Source organism: Methylocaldum szegediense, from assembly GCF_949769195.1.
Classification (GTDB): Bacteria; Pseudomonadota; Gammaproteobacteria; order Methylococcales; family Methylococcaceae; genus Methylocaldum; species Methylocaldum szegediense.
Map to the genome: position 1 here is coordinate 2,721,979 of NZ_OX458333.1, position 18,965 is coordinate 2,740,943.

General features: G+C 56.1%; 21 protein-coding genes and 1 other RNA gene. 17 read left to right on the forward strand and 5 right to left on the reverse strand.

The genetic code is table 11. The annotated features are described in order from the left end of the window. The first annotated feature begins 7 nt into the window (after positions 1-7). The 14 genes from mrdA (at position 8) to QEN43_RS21790 (ending at position 13,236) form a co-directional block, all read left to right on the forward strand. Positions 8-1,852 (forward strand): penicillin-binding protein 2, encoded by a 1,845-nt coding sequence (gene mrdA, locus QEN43_RS11535; protein ID WP_026611346.1) that lies wholly within the window; start codon positions 8-10, stop codon positions 1,850-1,852. Continuing rightward, positions 1,849-2,985 carry a rod shape-determining protein RodA gene (rodA, locus tag QEN43_RS11540; RefSeq protein ID WP_036269152.1) on the forward strand — a complete coding sequence of 379 codons (1,137 nt, stop codon included), beginning with the start codon at positions 1,849-1,851 and terminating at the stop codon, positions 2,983-2,985. The genes mrdA and rodA overlap by 4 nt, the downstream gene beginning before the upstream one ends. Before the next feature lie 2 nt (positions 2,986-2,987). Further along, complete coding sequence (gene mltB / locus QEN43_RS11545) at positions 2,988-3,983, forward strand: lytic murein transglycosylase B (RefSeq protein ID WP_026611344.1); 996 nt, start codon at positions 2,988-2,990, stop codon at positions 3,981-3,983. A gap of 232 nt (positions 3,984-4,215) precedes the next feature. After that, entirely contained in the window at positions 4,216-5,361 is a 1,146-nt protein-coding gene (locus tag QEN43_RS11550) for a D-alanyl-D-alanine carboxypeptidase family protein (protein WP_026611343.1), read from the forward strand. A 20-nt stretch (positions 5,362-5,381) separates the two neighbouring features. Further along, positions 5,382-6,230: a D-amino acid aminotransferase gene (locus QEN43_RS11555; RefSeq protein ID WP_026611342.1), complete on the forward strand. Its 849-nt coding sequence runs from the start codon at positions 5,382-5,384 to the stop codon at positions 6,228-6,230. After that, entirely contained in the window at positions 6,227-6,499 is a 273-nt protein-coding gene (locus tag QEN43_RS11560) for a YbeD family protein (protein WP_026611341.1), read from the forward strand. The genes QEN43_RS11555 and QEN43_RS11560 overlap by 4 nt, the downstream gene beginning before the upstream one ends. Positions 6,500-6,630: 131 nt before the next feature. Beyond that, entirely contained in the window at positions 6,631-8,073 is a 1,443-nt protein-coding gene (gene mgtE, locus QEN43_RS11565) for a magnesium transporter (RefSeq protein WP_026611340.1), read from the forward strand. A gap of 9 nt (positions 8,074-8,082) precedes the next feature. Beyond that, entirely contained in the window at positions 8,083-8,730 is a 648-nt protein-coding gene (lipB, locus tag QEN43_RS11570) for a lipoyl(octanoyl) transferase LipB (protein WP_026611339.1), read from the forward strand. After that, positions 8,717-9,700 (forward strand): lipoyl synthase, encoded by a 984-nt coding sequence (lipA, locus tag QEN43_RS11575; protein WP_156912855.1) that lies wholly within the window; start codon positions 8,717-8,719, stop codon positions 9,698-9,700. The genes lipB and lipA overlap by 14 nt, the downstream gene beginning before the upstream one ends. Then, complete coding sequence (locus QEN43_RS11580) at positions 9,697-10,938, forward strand: type III PLP-dependent enzyme domain-containing protein (protein ID WP_235726666.1); 1,242 nt, start codon at positions 9,697-9,699, stop codon at positions 10,936-10,938. Before lipA ends, QEN43_RS11580 begins: the two co-directional genes overlap by 4 nt. A gap of 51 nt (positions 10,939-10,989) precedes the next feature. Beyond that, a complete protein-coding gene (locus tag QEN43_RS11585; RefSeq protein WP_317963254.1) occupies positions 10,990-11,556 on the forward strand; it encodes a C40 family peptidase in 567 nt (188 codons plus the stop codon). A gap of 7 nt (positions 11,557-11,563) precedes the next feature. Then, complete coding sequence (locus tag QEN43_RS11590; protein WP_026611335.1) at positions 11,564-12,559, forward strand: zinc-dependent alcohol dehydrogenase family protein; 996 nt, start codon at positions 11,564-11,566, stop codon at positions 12,557-12,559. 87 nt (positions 12,560-12,646) lie between these two features. Beyond that, positions 12,647-12,811: a hypothetical protein gene (locus QEN43_RS11595; RefSeq protein ID WP_156912854.1), complete on the forward strand. Its 165-nt coding sequence runs from the start codon at positions 12,647-12,649 to the stop codon at positions 12,809-12,811. A gap of 194 nt (positions 12,812-13,005) precedes the next feature. After that, positions 13,006-13,236 carry a Uma2 family endonuclease gene (locus QEN43_RS21790; protein ID WP_084162243.1) on the forward strand — a complete coding sequence of 77 codons (231 nt, stop codon included), beginning with the start codon at positions 13,006-13,008 and terminating at the stop codon, positions 13,234-13,236. Position 13,237: 1 nt separating this feature from the next. Here QEN43_RS21790 and rpiA read toward each other — a convergent pair whose 3' ends face one another. Next, positions 13,238-13,894, reverse strand: a complete 657-nt coding sequence (gene rpiA, locus QEN43_RS11600) for a ribose-5-phosphate isomerase RpiA (RefSeq protein WP_026611334.1) — start codon at positions 13,892-13,894, stop codon at positions 13,238-13,240. Positions 13,895-14,014: 120 nt separating this feature from the next. Between rpiA and ilvA the strand changes: the two genes are divergently transcribed. Continuing rightward, a complete protein-coding gene (gene ilvA / locus QEN43_RS11605; RefSeq protein WP_026611333.1) occupies positions 14,015-15,544 on the forward strand; it encodes a threonine ammonia-lyase, biosynthetic in 1,530 nt (509 codons plus the stop codon). Between the two features lie 164 nt (positions 15,545-15,708). Here the strand turns inward: ilvA and QEN43_RS11610 are convergent, their stop codons facing one another. Continuing rightward, entirely contained in the window at positions 15,709-16,167 is a 459-nt protein-coding gene (locus QEN43_RS11610; RefSeq protein ID WP_026611332.1) for an EVE domain-containing protein, read from the reverse strand. Between the two features lie 227 nt (positions 16,168-16,394). Between QEN43_RS11610 and QEN43_RS11615 the strand changes: the two genes are divergently transcribed. Then, complete coding sequence (locus tag QEN43_RS11615) at positions 16,395-16,964, forward strand: Uma2 family endonuclease (protein WP_026611331.1); 570 nt, start codon at positions 16,395-16,397, stop codon at positions 16,962-16,964. Positions 16,965-17,548: 584 nt separating this feature from the next. Here the strand turns inward: QEN43_RS11615 and ssrS are convergent. The 3 genes from ssrS to QEN43_RS11630 form a co-directional block, all read right to left on the reverse strand. Further along, a non-coding RNA gene (ssrS, locus tag QEN43_RS11620) (6S RNA) lies at positions 17,549-17,734 on the reverse strand. Between the two features lie 61 nt (positions 17,735-17,795). Beyond that, positions 17,796-18,086, reverse strand: coding sequence for a cell division protein ZapA (locus tag QEN43_RS11625; protein ID WP_235726665.1), 291 nt, complete (start codon positions 18,084-18,086; stop codon positions 17,796-17,798). An 8-nt stretch (positions 18,087-18,094) separates the two neighbouring features. Beyond that, positions 18,095-18,319: a TIGR02449 family protein gene (locus tag QEN43_RS11630; protein ID WP_026611329.1), complete on the reverse strand. Its 225-nt coding sequence runs from the start codon at positions 18,317-18,319 to the stop codon at positions 18,095-18,097. Positions 18,320-18,424: 105 nt separating this feature from the next. On the opposite strand from QEN43_RS11630, the gene QEN43_RS11635 reads away from it, so the two are divergent. Next, positions 18,425-18,964, forward strand: a complete 540-nt coding sequence (locus tag QEN43_RS11635; RefSeq protein WP_026611328.1) for a UPF0149 family protein — start codon at positions 18,425-18,427, stop codon at positions 18,962-18,964. Position 18,965: the final 1 nt, after the last annotated feature.

The window sequence follows — 18,965 nt, forward strand, 5'->3', positions numbered from 1 at the left end:
GGTCGCCATGAGCCGTCCTTTCGACCTCAACGAGAAGTTTTACGAGAACCGGCTGTTTCTCAACCGCATTGCCGCCAGCGTACTGTTCATACTACTGGCCACAACAGGGCTCGTCATCCGCCTGATCTATTTGCAGGTTATGGGACACGAGCACTACTCCACTTTGTCGCGAGACAACCAGGTCAAGATCTCTCCTTTGGCGCCTTCCCGCGGGCTGATTTTCGACCGAAACGGCGAAGTTCTAGCCGACAATACGGCGACTTATAGCCTGGAAATCATTCCCGAACGGGTTCCGGATCTGGAAGCAACCTTATCGGAGCTCCAAAAGCTGCTGAATCTAAGCGACGATGAACTCAACCGTTTCAGACTTCAAAAAAGCCAGAGAAAAAGCTTCGAGAGCGTACCTCTACGCCTGGAGTTGACAGAAGAAGAAATCGCCCGTTTCGCCGTCAAGATGCCTTATTTTCCGGGAGTTGAAATTCGGACCCGGTTCATGCGGAGCTATCCTTACGGCCACTTGACGTCCCACGTCGTGGGTTATGTCGCGCGCATTAACGAATCCGAACTCCGATCCTTGGATCCGGCCCAATATCGGGGAACCTACCACATCGGAAAAAGCGGCGTCGAAAAAGCTTACGAATCCGTCTTGCATGGGAAAACCGGTTACGAGGAGTATGAAACCAACGTCCAAGGGCGCCCCATTCAGATACTAAACACCACCGATCCCGTGGCGGGAGCCGATCTTTACCTTTCCTTGGACATTCGGCTGCAAAAAACCGCCTTCGATGCCTTGGGCGAGTTCAACGGAGCCGTAGCGGCGATCGACCCCGCCACCGGCAAAGTATTGGTCTTGGTCAGCAAGCCAGGCTTCGATCCCAACCCCTTCATCCACGGCATCAGCAAAAAAGATTATGACGCCCTTCAAAACGCTCCGGACCGGCCACTGTACGACCGCGCGCTCCGCGGCGTCTATCCGCCTGGCTCCACGGTCAAACCCTTCGTGAGCCTGGCCGGCTTGAAAATTCTCAATATCAGCCCAGCAAGACGAGTTCTTTGCCCGGGCTATTACCGCCTACCCAATGCGGAGCACAAATACCGGGACTGGCGCAAGCAAGGCCATGGCTCTGTAGATCTCAAATTGGCCATCACTCAATCCTGTGACGTGTACTTCTACGACCTCGCCCACCATATCGGTATAGATCCGCTCCACGATTTCATGCAACTCTTCGGCTTTGGGGAACGGACTGGTATCGATCTGGTCGGGGAAAAACCTGGGTTGTTTCCTTCAAAGGAATGGAAGAAAAAGAAACGCAAGCAGGTATGGTATCCTGGTGAAACCATCATCGCAGGCATTGGACAAGGCTATGTCCAAGTTACGCCTATTCAGCTGGCCAGGGCGACGGCGATACTCGCCAATCGTGGACGGAACGTAGAACCAAGAGTCGTGGACACCATAAAAGCCCCGTACGAGATCGAAAGCCTCTATCCCAAAAGCAGCGACGAGATCGTCGCCGACCTCAAACCGGAGCATTGGCGCACGGTAATTGATGCCATGGTCGATGTCGTCCACAGTGCACGCGGCACCGCCAAAGTAATAGCCCCGGGACTTTCCTATACCGTCGCCGGCAAGACTGGTACCGCACAAGTCTTCACCGTGCGGCAGGACCAGGACTACAAGAAGATGAAGATCGCCAAGACCTTGCGTGATCATGCGTGGTTCATAGCCTTCGCACCGGTGGAAGCACCACGCATCGCGGTCGCCGTGCTTGCGGAAAACGGTGGACACGGAGGGTCAGTCGCGGCTCCTATCGCCCGTGCCGTAATGGACCAGTACCTGCTCGAAAATCCATGAACATCGATCCCGTTCTGGCGCAACTCCGAATTACGCCGCCGCAGCGCGTTTCCTTGATACAAAAGCTGCATATCGACCTGCCGCTATTAGCCGGGCTGGGCGGCTTATGCACCTTGGCCTTCATCATTCTTTACAGCGCCGGCGGCCAAGATGTGAACGTGCTTGTGCGCCAGTCGATACGTCTGGGGTTAGCGATGACCATCATGATCGCCATCGCGCAGATTCATCCCCGCCACCTCAAGTTTTACAGTCCGGCTCTCTATCTTCTTGGGGTCTTGCTTTTGGTGGCTGTTCTGGTGGTCGGCAAAATAAGCATGGGAGCCCAGCGGTGGCTGGATATCGGCATTATCCGTTTCCAACCCTCCGAGCTGACCAAGCTCTCCACGCCCATGATGATCGCCTGGTATTTATCCGGGCATGCGCCTCCCCTACGCCTGAAGCCGTTGGTTCTCGCTGGCGTGCTGATTCTGATTCCCACCGCGCTAATCGCCAAACAACCCGATCTCGGCACGGCCGTGCTGGTCGCCAGCGCCGGCTCTGCGGTCGTGTTTCTGGCCGGAATTCCATGGCGCTATATGCTGGCCTTGGCGGTTGTGGGCGGAAGCCTTCTGCCTGTGGCCTGGCATTTCATGCACGGTTATCAGCGGGATCGGCTTCTGACATTCCTGAACCCGGAAGCGGACCCTTTGGGACGCGGCTACCACATCATTCAATCCAAGATCGCGATCGGCTCGGGCGGTATTTACGGCAAAGGATGGCTGCACGGGACTCAAGCGCACCTGGAATTTCTGCCGGAGCGCTCGACCGACTTCATCTTCGCGGTCCTTGCCGAGGAGTTCGGTCTGATCGGCTGTCTGGGTCTGTTGGCACTTTATCTCTTCGTCCTTGGGCGTTGTTTTTATATCGTCGTCCAGGCGCAGGATAACTACAGCCGACTCCTTGCGGGAGCACTGACGGTAACCTTCTTCGTCTATGTCTTCGTCAACGTCGGCATGGTAATCGGCATTCTCCCCGTAGTAGGCGTCCCCCTCCCTCTGGTCAGCTACGGCGGTACTTCCATGGTGACCCTGCTGGCAGGCTTCGGTATGCTGATGGCCGTCCAGACCCATCGTAAACTTCTGCCGAACGGATAATTATGCGCCTCATAAACCTCATTCTGCTCATTGTTTCCCTCTACGGTTTTTCCTCGCCCGGGACGGCTTCAGAAAGCCTAGCCCAACGACCGGGCGTCCGCACCTTCATCCGGGACATGAGCCACAAGCATCATTTCAACACCTCTGAACTCACAAAGTTATTCCAGGACGTCACTATCCAGGACAAGATTCTCGAAGCCATAGCAAAGCCCTACGAAGCCAAACCCTGGTATGCCTACCGCAAACTGTTCCTTACCGAAACACGCATTCAGAATGGGGTCGATTTCTGGAACCGGAATGCCGGCGCGCTCGCCACGGCTACCCGGAAATACGGCGTTCCCCCCGAGGTGATCGTCGCCATTATCGGAATCGAAACCAATTACGGCCAATCACCTGGAAAATATCGGGTGATCGACGCACTTTCCACTTTGGCTTTCGCCTATCCGAAGCGAGCCGCTTTTTTCCGGCGAGAATTGGAAGAGTTCTTACTTTTGTGTCGGGAAGAAGGCATCAATCCTGCGAACCCCACGGGCTCCTACGCCGGCGCCATGGGCTTGCCGCAGTTCATGCCGAGCAGCTATCGAAAATACGCGGCCGACGGCGACGGCGACCATCGCCGCGATATTTGGAACAATCCGGCCGACGCCATTGCCAGCGTCGCCCGTTATTTCGCCGTTCATGGATGGCGGGCGGGTGAACCGGTGGCTTTCGCCGCCACGGTGAACGGTACCGCACACGACGGGCTCACCAGCAGCGTGAAGCCTACCCGTACAGTGCGGGAATGGCTTTCCCTCGGCGTGGATACGAGGGGATCCATACCCAGCAACGCCAAGGCTGCATTGGTGAGGCTTGACGAAGAAACCGGACCTGCCTATTGGCTGGGACTACAAAATTTCTACGTCATCACCCGCTACAACCACAGCCCCCTGTACGCAATGGCGGCCTACGAGTTAAGCCGCGAGCTGGTTTCTCGCCATAAGGCCGGCAGCTCGTCCTGAACTCTGAACGCCACTGACGCTTATTGAATAGTCAGGTCCATAAATACCTCCCTGGTATTTACGGCCTGCCGCCCAGGCCGGGCGTTACCGGCCTGGGCTCACGCGGCTTGGCGCCGCGCCAGATTAACTCAGCCTATGTCTATAGGCCCGGTTAATAGCCGCAGCCTCGGCACGCCATGTACACGTGCTACAATGCGGCGCCGATTTCTAACCTGACCGAAAGCAGACAGCCGTGAAAACGAAATTACCCAGCTTGCTTCTACTTTTCGCCTTGCTTGGATTTTGCCGTTTCAGCCTCGCCGATCAGGTTTTGATCCCGGCCCCCCCAGAAATCGGAGCGAAGGCCTACATCCTCGCGGATTTCAACAGCGGCCGCGTGCTTGCCGAGAGCAATGCGGACGAACGGCTGGAACCAGCCAGCCTCACTAAGATCATGACCGCCTACGTGGTTTTCCGGGAGTTGGCCGCGGGCCACTTAAAACTGGACGATCAGGTCAGAATAAGTGAAAAAGCCTGGCGCACCGAGGGTTCGCGCATGTTTGCCCAGGTGGGCACCCAGGTCTCGGTAGAGGCACTGCTCAAGGGCATGATCGTTCAATCCGGAAACGATGCCAGCGTCGCCTTGGCCGAGCATATCGCCGGCGACGAGGCTGTGTTCGCCCAGATGATGAACCAACAGGCCGAACGGCTCGGCATGAAAAACACTCATTACAAGAACAGCATGGGTTTGCCCGATCCCGAACATTACACGACCGCCCGCGATCTGGTTACCCTTACCCGCGCCATGATTGAGGAATTCCCCGAGTACTACAAATGGCACGCCATCAAGGAGTTCGAATTCAACGGCATCAAGCAGCATAACCGTAACCGCTTGTTGTGGCGCGACCCGACCGTGGACGGCGTAAAGACCGGGCATACTCAGAATGCTGGCTACTGTCTAGTAGCATCGTCGCTACGAGACGGCATGAGGCTGATCTCAGTCGTGATGGGAGCCAAGAGCGACAACGACCGAGCAAACGCCAACCAGGCGCTATTGAATTACGGTTACCGTTTCTTCGAGACCCGGCCAATTTACAAGGCCAACGAAAAGCTATCGGAGACACGTGTGTGGAAGGGCGAAGACACCGAAGTGGCGCTGGGTCTCAAGCGCGACTTCTATGTCACCTTCCCGCGCGGGCAATACGACAATCTCAAGGCCGGCATGGAAATCGACGGCACGGTCATCGCGCCTGTTAAGCAAGGCGACAGGCTTGGCACGGTAAAAGTGACGTTCAATGATCAAATTGTCGGCCAGCAGGACCTGATTGCGTTGAAAGCGGTGAACCGAGGCGGATTTTTCCGTCGAACCTTCGACCAAGTTCGCTTGTTTTTCAAATAATCTTAAGGAAACGGCCCAAAATGGCGCAAAATGACAACCTCGTCTATTTGAACGGGGAGTATTTACCGTTAACCGAAGCCAAGGTCTCTGTTTTGGATCGCGGCTTCTTGTTCGGCGACGGTGTTTACGAGGTCATTCCCGTTTACGGCGGGCGTCCGTTTCGGCTGGACGAACACCTGCGCCGGCTCGATAACAGCCTGCGCGGCATCCGGATGACCAATCCCCTTTCCGACGATCGCTGGGCGGAAATTTTCGGCCGGCTTATCACCGGTACACATGATCAATACCTCTATCTGCAGGTCACACGCGGTGCCGCCCCAAAACGGGACCATGCCATTCCAGACGAGGTCAATCCGACCGTGTTCGTCATGTGCTCCCCCATTGCGCCTATTCCCATTCACGGGGTCCGCGCCATCACCCTGGACGACATCCGCTGGCAATGGTGCCACATCAAAGCGATCACGCTGCTCGCTAACGTGTTGTTAAGGCAAGAAGCCGTCGACCGCGGTGCGGCGGAAGCCATTTTGGTCCGTGACGGCTGGGTCACCGAGGGCGCCGCCAGCAATGTTTTTGCCGTCATTGACGGTGTCTTGATAACTCCCCCCAAGGGCAACGACTTGTTGCCGGGAATCACCCGCGATCTGGTGTTGGAACTGGCATTGGAAAACGATGTATCTGCAGCCGAACGCCATATCCGTATCGACGAATTGAAAGGTGCGGCAGAAATTTGGCTAACCAGTTCGACCCGGGAAATTCTCCCTGTCATCGAACTCGACGGCATACCGGTCGGCAACGGTAGACCCGGCCCCCTTTGGTCGCAAATGCAGGCTGTTTATCAGGCCTACAAACAGAGGTTGCGTACAGCATGAACACCGAAATACGCGCCACGCTGCTTCAGTTTCCCTGCGAGTTCCCGATCAAAGCGTTTGGCCACAACAGGCCGAATTTCGACGGATTGATCGTGGAAATCGTGCGGCGCCATGTTCCGAACTTAAGCGAAGGCGCTGTAACAGCCCGCCCCAGTCATGGCGGAAAGTACACGGCGGTTACCGTCACGATCCGGGCCGAAAGTCAGGCGCAGCTGGACGCCATTTACCAGGACCTCACCCGCTGCAACGAGGTCCTCATGGCATTATGAGAACATCCGAATAACAACCGTCCCCAGCCGACATTTTGAGGAGTCTGCCTATGAAGTAAGCGATCCGTTCGCCGCCCCAAAATCTCGTACCATCCTTCCCTACTCGCTGAGCAGCACCGATCGAGCGTTTCATGGCCGAACCGAACACTCCCCCTCCCGAAGAAACACTCAAGCATCATGTGGAAGAGGTCATCACGCTCCTAAACAAACAGAAGCTCGAGGAGACCATCGTCCATCAGCGCGCGATGCCGCGCCAAGATTTGGTGGAAACCCTGCTGCACAAGCGCCATCAGGCCGCACTCAAGCAAAAGCTCGACAAACTGCACGCAGCCGATATCGCCTATATTCTGGAGGTGCTCCCTCTGGAGCAGCGCCTTCTGGTCTGGAACCTGGTCAAGTCCGAACTCGATGGACTGATCCTCCTCGACGTGTCCGACGCAGTGCGCGAAACACTCATTTCCGACATGGACACGGAGGAACTGCTATCGGCCACGGAGCAGCTCGAAACGGACGAAATCGCCGACCTCGCACCGGATTTGCCGGAAGAAGTTTTGCAGGAACTTCTGGAACATCTGAACGACCAGAACCGGGAACGCTTGCAATCGGTACTGTCGCACAGAGAGGATACCGTGGCGGCCCTCATGGACTTCGGCATGGTCACGATAAGGGAAGACATCAGCTTGGGCGTGGTATTGCGCTATCTGAGGCGTCGTGGCGATTTGCCCGAACATACCGACAAGCTGTTCGTGGTCGACAAGCGCAACGCCCTAAAGGGTGTACTGCCTCTGAAACGCCTGCTGACCAACCCTCCCGAAAAACTGGTTTCGGAAATCATGAGCAAGGACGTCGTGTTTTTCCATCTCGACGACGACGCTGACGAGGCTGCTCGCGCGTTCGAACGCTACAACCTCTTATCGGCGCCGGTTGTCGATCGCGAGGGCAAGCTGCAAGGGCGCATCGGCATCGACGCCATCGTCGATTACATTCGTGAAAAATCCGATGAAGAAATGCTGTCGCAGGCCGGCCTGCTCGAAGAAGAGGACATTTCCTCCAGCGTTTGGAAGAGCGCGCAGAACCGTTGGTTTTGGCTGGCGATTAATCTCGTCACGGCCTTCATCAGTACCCGGGTCATCGGACTTTTCGAGGACACCATCGTCAAAGTCGTTGCCCTAGCCTCGCTCATGCCGATCGTCGCCGGCATCGGGGGCAACACCGGTAATCAGACCAGCATGATGATCGTCCGCTCCATCGCTCTCGGCGTGATCAACCCGTCAAATGTGAAACGGCTGATTTACAAGGAACTGGCTATCGGACTCCTCAACGGAGCCGTGTGGGGCTCGGTACTCGGCCTCATCGCCTACTTGCTTTACCGGGACATCGAACTCGGCATGGTCATGATGGGCGCGACCCTACTGAACCTACTGGTAGCGGCCATCATGGGAATCGCCATACCCTTGGTGCGTCATCGGCTAGGTCTTGATCCCGCGGTCGGCACCAGTGTGCTACTGACCGCCATGACGGACGGCGTAGGCTTTTTCATCTTTCTCGGCCTCGCGACCTTGGTTCTGCTCTAACGCCCGCCCATGAGCGATCCCTCCGGAGTCTTGCACTTGCGTAACTTGGGACTCAGAGAGTACGGCCCCACGTGGCGCGCCATGCAGGCGTTCACTGAACAGCGGGATGAAGCGACCCCGGACGAATTGTGGCTATTGCAACATCATCCGGTTTATACCCTGGGACTCAATGGCGATATTCGACATATGATTCGTACAACCGACATCCCCGTGGTGAAGACCGACCGAGGCGGTCAAATTACCTATCATGGTCCCGGTCAGCTGATCGCTTATGTGCTGGTCGATCTTCGCCGGAAAAACCTTGGCGTGAGAGGCTTGGTTAGTGCGCTGGAAAACGCGGTGATCGGGCTGCTCGAGCAATACGGTATCGTCGCGAAGGCGCGGCGGGACGCACCAGGCGTCTATGTGGACGACCGTAAGATCGCTTCGCTCGGGCTTCGCGTGCGGAAAGGCTGCAGCTATCATGGTCTAAGCCTTAACGTAAGTTCGGACCTGTCACCGTTCTACGCCATCAATCCTTGCGGTTACCCGGGTCTCGAAGTTACCAGCCTGACCGCGCTTGGCGTGGCCGTTCAGCCCCATGAGGTGGCCGCGCCATTGACCGTGGAAATCATGCAAACTTTGAACTATGAACGAGTGATCCCTGCCCGTGGCTGACAAAAATTCCTACCAGGCCCCTTCTAGGCTGAGCCCCGAGACCCATCAACGCAGATCCGACAAGCTGAAGCGTATCCCGATCAAAGTGGTTCCCTCTGAATCCCTTTTGCGCAAACCTGCTTGGATACGCGTCAAGGCCGCAAACGGCGAGAGCGTGAGCCGAATCAAGCAAATCTTACGCGAACAAAATCTCCACACCGTCTGCGAGGAAGCGGCTTGTCCGAATCTTCCCGAGTGCTTTGGCCACGGCACGGCTACGTTCATGATCCTGGGCGATATCTGCACCCGCCGTTGCCCATTCTGCGATGTGGCGCACGGCCGCCCTTCGGCGCCAGCCCCCAATGAGCCAGAACATCTCGCCGAGGTCGTCCGGCAGCTGAAGCTCCGCTACGTCGTCATCACGTCTGTGGACCGGGATGACCTCCGTGATGGCGGCGCCGGCCATTTCGCCGCCTGCATCCAGGCGGTCCGCGATCGGAACCCGGGCATCAAGGTCGAAATCCTGGTGCCGGATTTCCGCGGCCGCATCGATACCGCGCTCGAACGATTGGCAGCGGCACCGCCCGATGTCTTCAACCATAATCTCGAAACCGTGCCACGTCTCTACCGGCAAGTACGGCCAGGCGCGGACTACCGCGTGTCTCTGGATTTACTGGCCCGGTTCAAGCGGCTTCATCCTGAAGTCCCGACTAAGTCCGGATTGATGCTAGGTCTCGGCGAAACGCTCGAGGAGGTGAAAGCGGTGATGGAGGATTTGCGCGAACACGGCTGCGACATGCTGACCATAGGCCAATACTTGCAGCCAAGCCGGGATCATCTGCCCGTCGTCCGCTACGTGACGCCGGAAGAATTCGAACACCTCGCCGAAGTCGGTCGAAGCCTGGGCTTCACCGCAGTCGCTAGCGCACCGCTAGTACGCTCGTCCTATCACGCCGACTTGCAGGCGTCTTCGCTGCTGGACAACCGTTGAGGCCTAGCCTTCTCCCGGCCGCAGCGTTGGATATCGAGCATCTCAAATATCTGCTCCCGGAGACCCCGGCCTTCGTTTACGACGAAGCCCGGATCATTCACACGCTCGACCGACTGGATCGCGTGCGGAAAGCTTCCGGCTTGCGGGTCCTGTACTCGGTCAAGGCATTCCCTTTTGCCGGCGCATTGCGCCTGATCCGGTCCCGAGTCGATGGTTTTTCGGTCAGCTCGCTGTTCGAAGCCAGGCTTGCTTCCGAAATGGTCGAAACGATCGACCGTCCGCACGCGAAACGTTCGTTGCACATCACGACACCGGGACTTAGAAGCAGCGAAATCGACGAGATTGCAACTCTCTGCGATTTCATCAGCTTCAATTCCCTGGAGCAGTTCGAACGACTTGCGCCGCGTGTGGCCGGGCAGGCAAGCATTGGGCTGCGTATCAATCCCAAGCTTTCCTTCCTCCGCGACAGCCGTTACGACCCTTGCAGGCCGCATTCTAAGTTGGGCATTCCTGTCGAAGAATTGACCCGTACCCTAGACCGAAGCCCGACCTTAACGAGCCGTATCGCCGGCCTTCATTTCCACACGGCATTCGAGTCGTCTTCCTTGGCTCCGTTGAAAGCGACGATCGCCCGAATCGAAAATCTGCTAGGCAGGTTTACGAACGGACTCGAATGGATCAACTTGGGCGGAGGCTATCTCTTCGACAATCCCAATGATCTGGACGAGCTGTCGGAGCTGGTTACGGCTTTGATTCAGCGGTACGACAGCAACATTTATATCGAACCCGGTAAAGCCATCGTCGGACGCGCGGGCTATCTCGTAGCAAGCGTCGTCGACCGGTTCGAACGCGATGGAAAAGCCATCGCCGTCCTCGATACCGGCGTCAACCATCTGCCGGAAGTCTTCGAATACCAGAAGGTCCCGCCGCTGGCCGAACATCGGCCCGATGGGAGCTTCGAATATTCGCTCGTCGGCAGTACCTGCCTGGCGGGGGATGTCTTCGGCGATTATCGGTTTCATGCGCCCTTGAACCTGGGCGACCGAGTCTCCTTTCCTAACGTCGGGGCGTACAGTCTGATCAAGGCCAACCGCTTCAACGGATACGATTTGCCCGCAATCTTCGCAGCCGACCGCCAAGGCCAATTGAAGGCGATGAAACATTTCGGCTATGACGATTACCGAAAGCAATGGCTACCCGACGAGGGCTCGCTTGCCACTGCCCCTGACCGCGATTAAATTTAAGCGTGCAAGAGCATCGACAAACCGAGCAAAGCCCCGGAAGCTTTAATGATGGAATCGGTTATTTTCCCGTTATTCCGCATACCCGTCACTCCGCGACTGCTTGCACTCGCCGTTATCGCGGTCTTACTCGCCGGATGCGCCGGCACGCGGGAAATCAAACCCAAACCGCTCGTCCGTCACCCCGATTTCAGCGCGGTCGCGCGTTACGCCCTCAGCCTACAAGGATACCCCTACCGCTACGGAGCGGAATCGCCGCAGGAAGGATTCGATTGCAGCGGCCTCGTCCAATACGTCTTTGGACAATACGGCGTTCGCCTCCCGCGGACCGCTTATCAAATCGCACACGCGGCCGAGCCGGTCGACAGCCGGAACCGACGGCCCGGCGACTTAGTCTTCTTCAATACCACCGGACAGCCGTTTTCCCATGTCGGGATTTATGTCGGCAACAATGCCTTCGTACATGCCAGTAGCGTGAAAGGGAAAGTGATTGTCTCCAGCCTAGGGCGGCCTTATTGGTGGGAACGCTTTTTAGGCGTGCGGAGGCTCAAGCTTCCGGATAACCTGTCAGTCGCGGCTCGCGCCGAGCGACACGAACTTAATAGCCACAGGTAGGAACAATATGAAAGCGATCTTGATGACGCAAACGGGACTGCCGGACTTGCTCGAACTGCGCGATATCGACGAACCGACTATTACCGAGCCCAGCCAAATCAAAGTTCGGCTCAGAGCAGCTGGCGTCAATCCGGTGGACACCAAAATACGACGCAACGGCCCCTTCTATTCCAACGCACTGCCGGCGGTACTCGGCTGCGACGGCGCCGGAGAAGTGGTCGAAGTTGGTGGCGCCGTAAGCCGGTTCAACATCGGCGACTCGGTATGGTTTTGCAATGGTGGACTGGGCGGCGACCAAGGCAATTATGCCGAATACACCGTACTGGACGAACGTTGGGCCGCTCCCATGCCGCGCTCCCTCGATTTCGAACACGCCGCCGCAGCACCGTTAGTCCTCATCACCGCCTGGGGTGCTCTTTACGACCGCGGAAGGTTGCAGGCCGGCCAAACCGTTCTCGTTCATGCCGCAGCGGGCGGCGTCGGTCATGTGGCGGTTCAGCTGGCAAGGCTTCGCGATGCGCGGGTGCTCGCTACCGTCAGTTCGCCGGAGAAAGCAGAGCTCGCCAGAAACTGGGGAGCCGACGTGACGATCGACTATCGGCAGGAAGATTTCGTGCAACGGGTAAACGAGCTAACCAACGGCGAAGGCGCAGATTTGGTGATCGATACGGTTGGTCCCGAGGTCTTCAAACGCAGCATCGAATGTACTGCCCATTTTGGCGACCTGGTCACCTTGCTGGACCCGGGCGAGATATCCCTACAAGAAGCGCGGATGCGCAATCTCCGCATCGGCTTCGAACTGATGCTGACCCCAATGCTGCGTAACCTTCACAACGCCCGCGATCACCACGTGGAGATTCTGGAACAATGCGGCGAATGGATCGATCAAGGTGTCCTGGATATCCATGTCAGCCAGGTTCTGCCGCTGGAAAAAGCTGCTGCCGCTCATGCCTTGATCGAAACGGGGCATACGACGGGGAAAATCGTGTTGAGGATCCCGTAATTTTTGATCGCAGCCGTTCCTTCAGCCGCATTCCTTCATTCGATATGGCCCAACACACCTAAGACTGGGCTATGAGAATGAGGAGGATTGCAAACCACGCCCATCGAATCGTTACCCGTGTTGGCTCCGCACCGCAAACTGACGGTGGAGCAATACCACCGTATGGGCGAAACCGGCATTCTCCACGAAGATGTTCGGGTCGAGCTGATCGAGGGCGAATTGATCGAAATGGCACCTATAAGGAGTTTTTAGGCCGGACTGGCAAGCAGGCTAGCCGATCGGCTGATACGGCAAACCACAGACCGGGCCATTGCCTAGGTGCAAAATCCCATTCACCTATCGCGCTATTCGGAGCTGCAATCCGATTTTGCGTTGCTTCGGTATAGGCCCGATGATTACACGCGATCCCTGCCTACCGCTGCAGACGCGCTTTTGTTGGTTGAGATATCACCGACACCACCACGCGCTATGATCGCGAAATCAAGACACCGCTCTACGCCCAACACCGGATCGCGGAATACTGGCTGATCTCGGTTTCCGATCGGGGCGTCGAAGTCCACTTGGACCCCGATCCGTACCTAAGCCGTTATGGCAAAGTCCGAATGGTATCGGAAGGACGGGTGACGCCCCACTGTTTTCCCGATGTAGCCGTGGATATTCAGGAACTTTTGAGTTGACTCAGTCCAGCTTTCTGACCCCGCTCTCGCTGCCGACGAGAACGACGTCCGCACCGCGTAGAGCGAAAATGCCGACCGTCACGACACCGGGGATATTGTTGATTTCTCGCTCCATCTCCACCGGATTCAAAATGTTCAGATTGTGCACATCAAGAATCTGGTTGCCGTTGTCGGTAACATAATTCTCCCGCCACTGCGGCTGACCGCCCAGCTTCACAAGTTCGCGCGCCACATAGCTCCTCGCCATCGGGATGACTTCCACAGGCAGCGGAAATTTACCCAGAACATCCACACACTTGCTCTCGTCTACAATGCAGACGAACTTACTGCTAGCCGCTGCGATGATTTTTTCACGCGTCAGCGCTCCGCCGCCGCCCTTGATCATCTGTTTATGACGATTGACTTCGTCGGCTCCGTCCACGTAAACCTGTAGCGATCCCACAGCATTCAGATCCAGCACCGGAATGCCGATTTTTTTGAGCTTGGCCGTACTCGCTTCGGAGCTCGATACGGCACCCTCGATATCATTCTTGAAATCAGCCAGTAAGTCGATGAAATGATTAACCGTCGACCCGGTACCGATGCCTAGCACAGAAACGCCCTTGATATATTCGAGAGCGGATTCCGCTACTTTCTTTTTAAGCTCGTCTTGCGTCATTTTCATCGCTCCATCATGTGGTTAGTCGAAAATTGCGGGATAATAGCGCGATCATGCCGGCACTGTCATGCTTCGTAGTGTCTCCGGCCGTATTTGCCACCCGTACTCTAATAGATAAAAATGATTCATAAATATATCGAGCGTATCCTGCGCGCCCGAGTTTACGATGTTGCCTCGGAAACGCCCCTGGACCTCGCTCCGGGGCTGACACGCCGTTTCGATAACCGGGTTTATATTAAGCGTGAAGACCTTCAGCCGGTCTTTTCCTTCAAGCTTCGAGGGGCCTACAACAAAATCGTTTCTTTGGACGATGCGGCAAAACGGGCCGGCGTGATCGCCGCCTCAGCCGGCAACCATGCCCAAGGCGTCGCGCTCTCGGCCCAACGACTGGGTATCCGCGCAGTTATTGTGATGCCCTGCACCACCCCCGCTATCAAAGTGAAAGCGGTACAAAATTTCGGGGCGGAAACCGTGCTGTTCGGCGATTCCTACGACGAAGCGTACGAGCACGCTTTGAGCCTCTCCCAAGAGCAAAAGCTCAGCTTTGTACATCCATACGATGATGCCGAAGTCATCGCCGGTCAAGGCACTATCGGCATGGAAATCCTGAGGCAGCACACCGGCGACATCCACGCCATCTTCATTCCGGTCGGAGGCGGCGGCTTGATTGCAGGCATCGCGGCTTATGTAAAATTCGTTCGGCCGGAAATCAAGATCATCGGTGTCGAACCGAACGATTCGGACTGTCTGAATCGGGCGCTTAAGGCCAAGCGACGCGTCATCTTGAAACAGGTCGGACTGTTCGCCGATGGCGTTGCGGTCCGCCAAATCGGCAAGGAACCCTTCCACATCGCACACCAGTATGTGGACGACGTCGTTACCGTCGATACGGACGAGATCTGCGCCGCCATCAAAGACATTTTCGACGATACTCGGTCGGTTGCCGAACCCGCAGGAGCACTTGGCGTAGCGGGCTTAAAAAAGTACGTGACCATGACCGGACTTCGCGATCAATGTTTGATTGCCATCGAAAGCGGCGCCAACATCAACTTCGATCGACTGCGCCATGTGGCGGAGCGAGCTCAGGTCGGCGAACGTCATGAAATGCTGCTGGCCGTCACGATTCCGGAAAAGCCGGGCAGTTTTCTCGATTTCTGCCGCGCCTTGGGCCGCCGTAGCATTACCGAGTTCAACTACCGCTATTTCGACGACCGCGCCGCACATATTTTCGCGGGTATCGAAATCGCCGACGGCAGTAGCGACAGTGAGGAATTGCTGGCACAGCTGCGCGAGAAGGGCTACACGGTCACCAATATGACCGGCAACGAACTGGCGGTGGAACATATCCGGTATATGGTCGGAGGCCACGCACCGCGCCTGCTGGATGAAGTGGTATACAGCTTCGAGTTTCCCGAGCGTCCCGGTGCTCTGTTGAAATTCTTGTCCTTCATGGGCGGGCGTTGGAACATCAGCCTGTTCCATTATCGGAACCACGGCGCTGCGTTCGGGCGGGTGCTGATGGGCATTCAGGTACCGAAAGCAGAAAGGCGGGCGTTCAGAGAGTTTCTCGACGCTATCGGCTTCGCCTATCGAGAGGAAACGGACAACCCGGCGTATCGACTGTTCGCTGGCGGAAACGCGCGTTCGTGACGCTGCGGTAATATGTCTGCAGGCTGTTCGGTGCGGTCTAAGACCTGTTCTGTCCTTCAGTGAACCGGCAGAACTCGCACCAAGCCGCCTTTGGGTCTCCTCGAAGATTCAGGGAATCTAGCCGCCTGAACTCGGTCGAGTTTATCGAATCGAGCCAAGAGGACCTATTCCAGCGACAAAATAAACTCCCACTGCGCAGCCGTGACCGGCATCACGGACAGTCGATTGCCGCGCCGGACGAGCGCAAGCCCATTGAGCTCCGGGCGGCCTTTCAGTTCGTTTAACGTGATCGTCCGCTTAAGCTTGCGGACGAACTGTACATCGACCATGAACCAGCGGGGATCATCCGGCTTGCTGCTGGGGTCGTAGTGTTTGTTATTGATATCAAAAGCCGTGAAATCGGGATAGGCTTCGCGAGCAATTCGCATGATGCCGACTATGCCCGGCGTGTCGCAATTGGAATGGTAAAAAAACGCCAGATCGCCGACTTTCATTTCGTCGCGCATCATGTTCCGTGCCTGATAATTACGCACACCATCCCAGTGCTCGGTCTGATGAGGCCGCTTCTCCAAATCGTCGATGCTGAACTCCGATGGCTCGGATTTCATCAACCAGTAACGCATCTATTCTCCCCCGCTACAAGTGAACTCTTGGTAATGCGATTAGCTACAGCATGCCAGCCGCATTGAAGTATCCCAAAGTAGATGGAAATATGTGTTCCGCAGTCATGATCAGGCATTGGTCGAATTTTCGTCCACTTGGCTTTCGAAAGTCGAGATGCGACGACTCGACGTTTGGGCAAAGTGGTGAATAATGACCTTAGTTTGATGCAAAAGAGCGGAGATCGCCCGTGTCTGCCGTAATTCAGGAATCAAATCTATACGAGCGCTTGCTGGCGCTGCCGGAAAACCTGGTCGGGGAAATCATTGATGGCGAGCTGTACACCCAACCCCGTCCGGCCGGACCTCATGCTTCAGTTGTCTCTGTACTTGGGATGGATATCGGATCAGCCTATCATCGCGGCCGGGGAGGTCCAGGCGGTTGGTGGATCATCGACGAGCCGGAAATCCATTTCGTTCGCGATATCGAAGTCCTGGCCCCCGATATTGCCGGCTGGCGCCGCGAGAGGATGCCGGCCTTACCGAAAGACCATCGCTTTGAAGTGGTTCCGGACTGGGTATGTGAAGTCCTTTCACCGACAACACAGAAAAAGGACAGGGTGACGAAAACGAAAGCTTACGGTCGCTACGGCGTTGCGTTCTTATGGCTGGTCGACCCCTTGGCGCGGATTCTGGAAACCTATGCCTTGGCTGACGGGCAGTGGACCATAACAGGCTTGTATCAAGACGAGGACGAAGTATCCGCCGCACCTTTCGAATCCATCACGATCCCCCTCAATGATCTGTGGGCCGGTTCGTGAGCTTGCTTTCCGCCGTCAGCACCTTGTCTGCCAGCTTCCGCTTTACTTGACAGAAGAGTTCTACTGAACCAGTAGGAAACCACTTCGGCGACCAAGCCGTTCCATGGCACATCCCAAGGCTATGCGGATATAGAGCCGCACTTCTGACACTCGAAACCCAAACCCATCAGAATCGGTGAACGCGACCCGCTAGCATGCCTAATATGGGCAATCGTACGGCCATAATCGCCACCCATGCCGATTAGATGCCCGAGAAATCGAAGGGCACCAGGGACCAACATCGGAGGCTCGCCGATCGTATCTTCCTCGACAGCCGCCTTAGGAACACGGAATTAATTCGGCGGCAGCAGCGTTTCCGGCACATAACAGATGAAACCGCGATATGCCGACCTAGCGCGACAATCGCCCACGTTATGAAACGTATCGCGATACGGCGTCTTTTTGCGAACTAGGCCAAAAGGCCATGTTTTGCCCAAAAGGTTCAAGCCGAATATCTACCAAGAAGACTTGCTCAAACCGGCCAGGTTAACGCGCGAGCCTATATTCGGGATTAGGAGGGTGATTCGAGAAGAGAAGGAGGTGAAGTATTCCCCGCCTGCGCCGTAAACCGCTTTCGCCCTTGAACCGGTAGGTTCAGGTGGGAGCGCAAAAACGCCGAATTAGGCTTTCCGCTCATAGCGGACCTGCGCACATCGTGCGTTCGATAGCTCCCCGGGTTTTGGATTAGGCTCAAGAAGTAACCCAGCTGCTTTCGCACGCCGCAGGGAATACATGAGATAAATTTTACTAGGTCGATAAATTGTTGCAATACGTATCAGCAGCGGAACAGAGTCAATCGGTGTCCAGGGCTGCGTCCAGTCTATCGTGCAGCGAAGAAAAACGATCTTGTAACTCTTGCGACAACAATTTGTTCTGTTGTTGAGCCTGCAACAGCTCATGTGCGATGTTCAAGGCCGCCATGACGGCGATCCGTTCGGTACCGATGACTCTGCCCGCACTACGTATTTGACGCATTTTATCGTCCAGATAACGGGCTGCGATCAAGAGTTCGTGCTGCTGGTCCTCAGGGCAGGAAATGGGATACTCCTTGCCCAGGATCTGAACTTTAATTGGCGGATTCATTTCGCTCATCATTCGTATCCTAGAGATGTCAGGCGGGATATCATTGCTTCGACGCGTCTCTTCGCCATCTCGCTTTTTTCGGACAGTTGAACCCGCTCTCGCATCCATTCATCTAGCGTGGACTTCAGCACCTGATTTTCGTCGCGCAGTTGCTCATACGCAGCAACCAGTGACTCGATTCTATTTTCTAATCGCATTAGTTCGGCATCCAAATCAAACGGATCGATTATCATGAGTTTGGCGCCTTGGGGTGAGGGGGTCAAATATCGATGTTGGCTTTCGATCCGGCTGTGCAAGATGTTAGCATAAAGAATTCAAGCAGGGTCGACAAGGCTGGAATGAATAAAGACTTATCGTATCAGAGAGTCCAGGACATCGTCCTGAACAACGACTCCGCGGCCAGCGCAGCAGAGGTGCACGGCGTACTGTCCGGACTTTTGTGCCTAAACAGTCGGACCGAGTGTAATCAGTGGCTGGAGGTGGTTTTCGGCGAAAACACCGCCGACCTCGATCCGGCGGAACATGCCCTGCTCTCCGCCCTGTGCGAGACGACTCGGCGGCAATTGGACGATTTCGACTTTTCGTTCGAGTTGCTGCTGCCGGACGATACCTTCTCCCTGGAGGAACGGGCCAATGCCTTGAGCGAGTGGTGCCAAGGTTTTCTTTACGGTCTCGGTTATCGCTCGGACAGTGCTGAGTGGCCGGGAGAAAGCAGCGAAGTTCTCCATGACCTTCTAGAAATCTCGCGCCTGAACCCTGATTCCGGCGGAGAATCGGATGAAGTGGCCTATGCGGAGATTACGGAGTATGTTCGCGTCGGCGTACAGTTGATCTGGACCGAGTTGCAGCAGCAACAGCATTCCGCACGACTCCATTGAC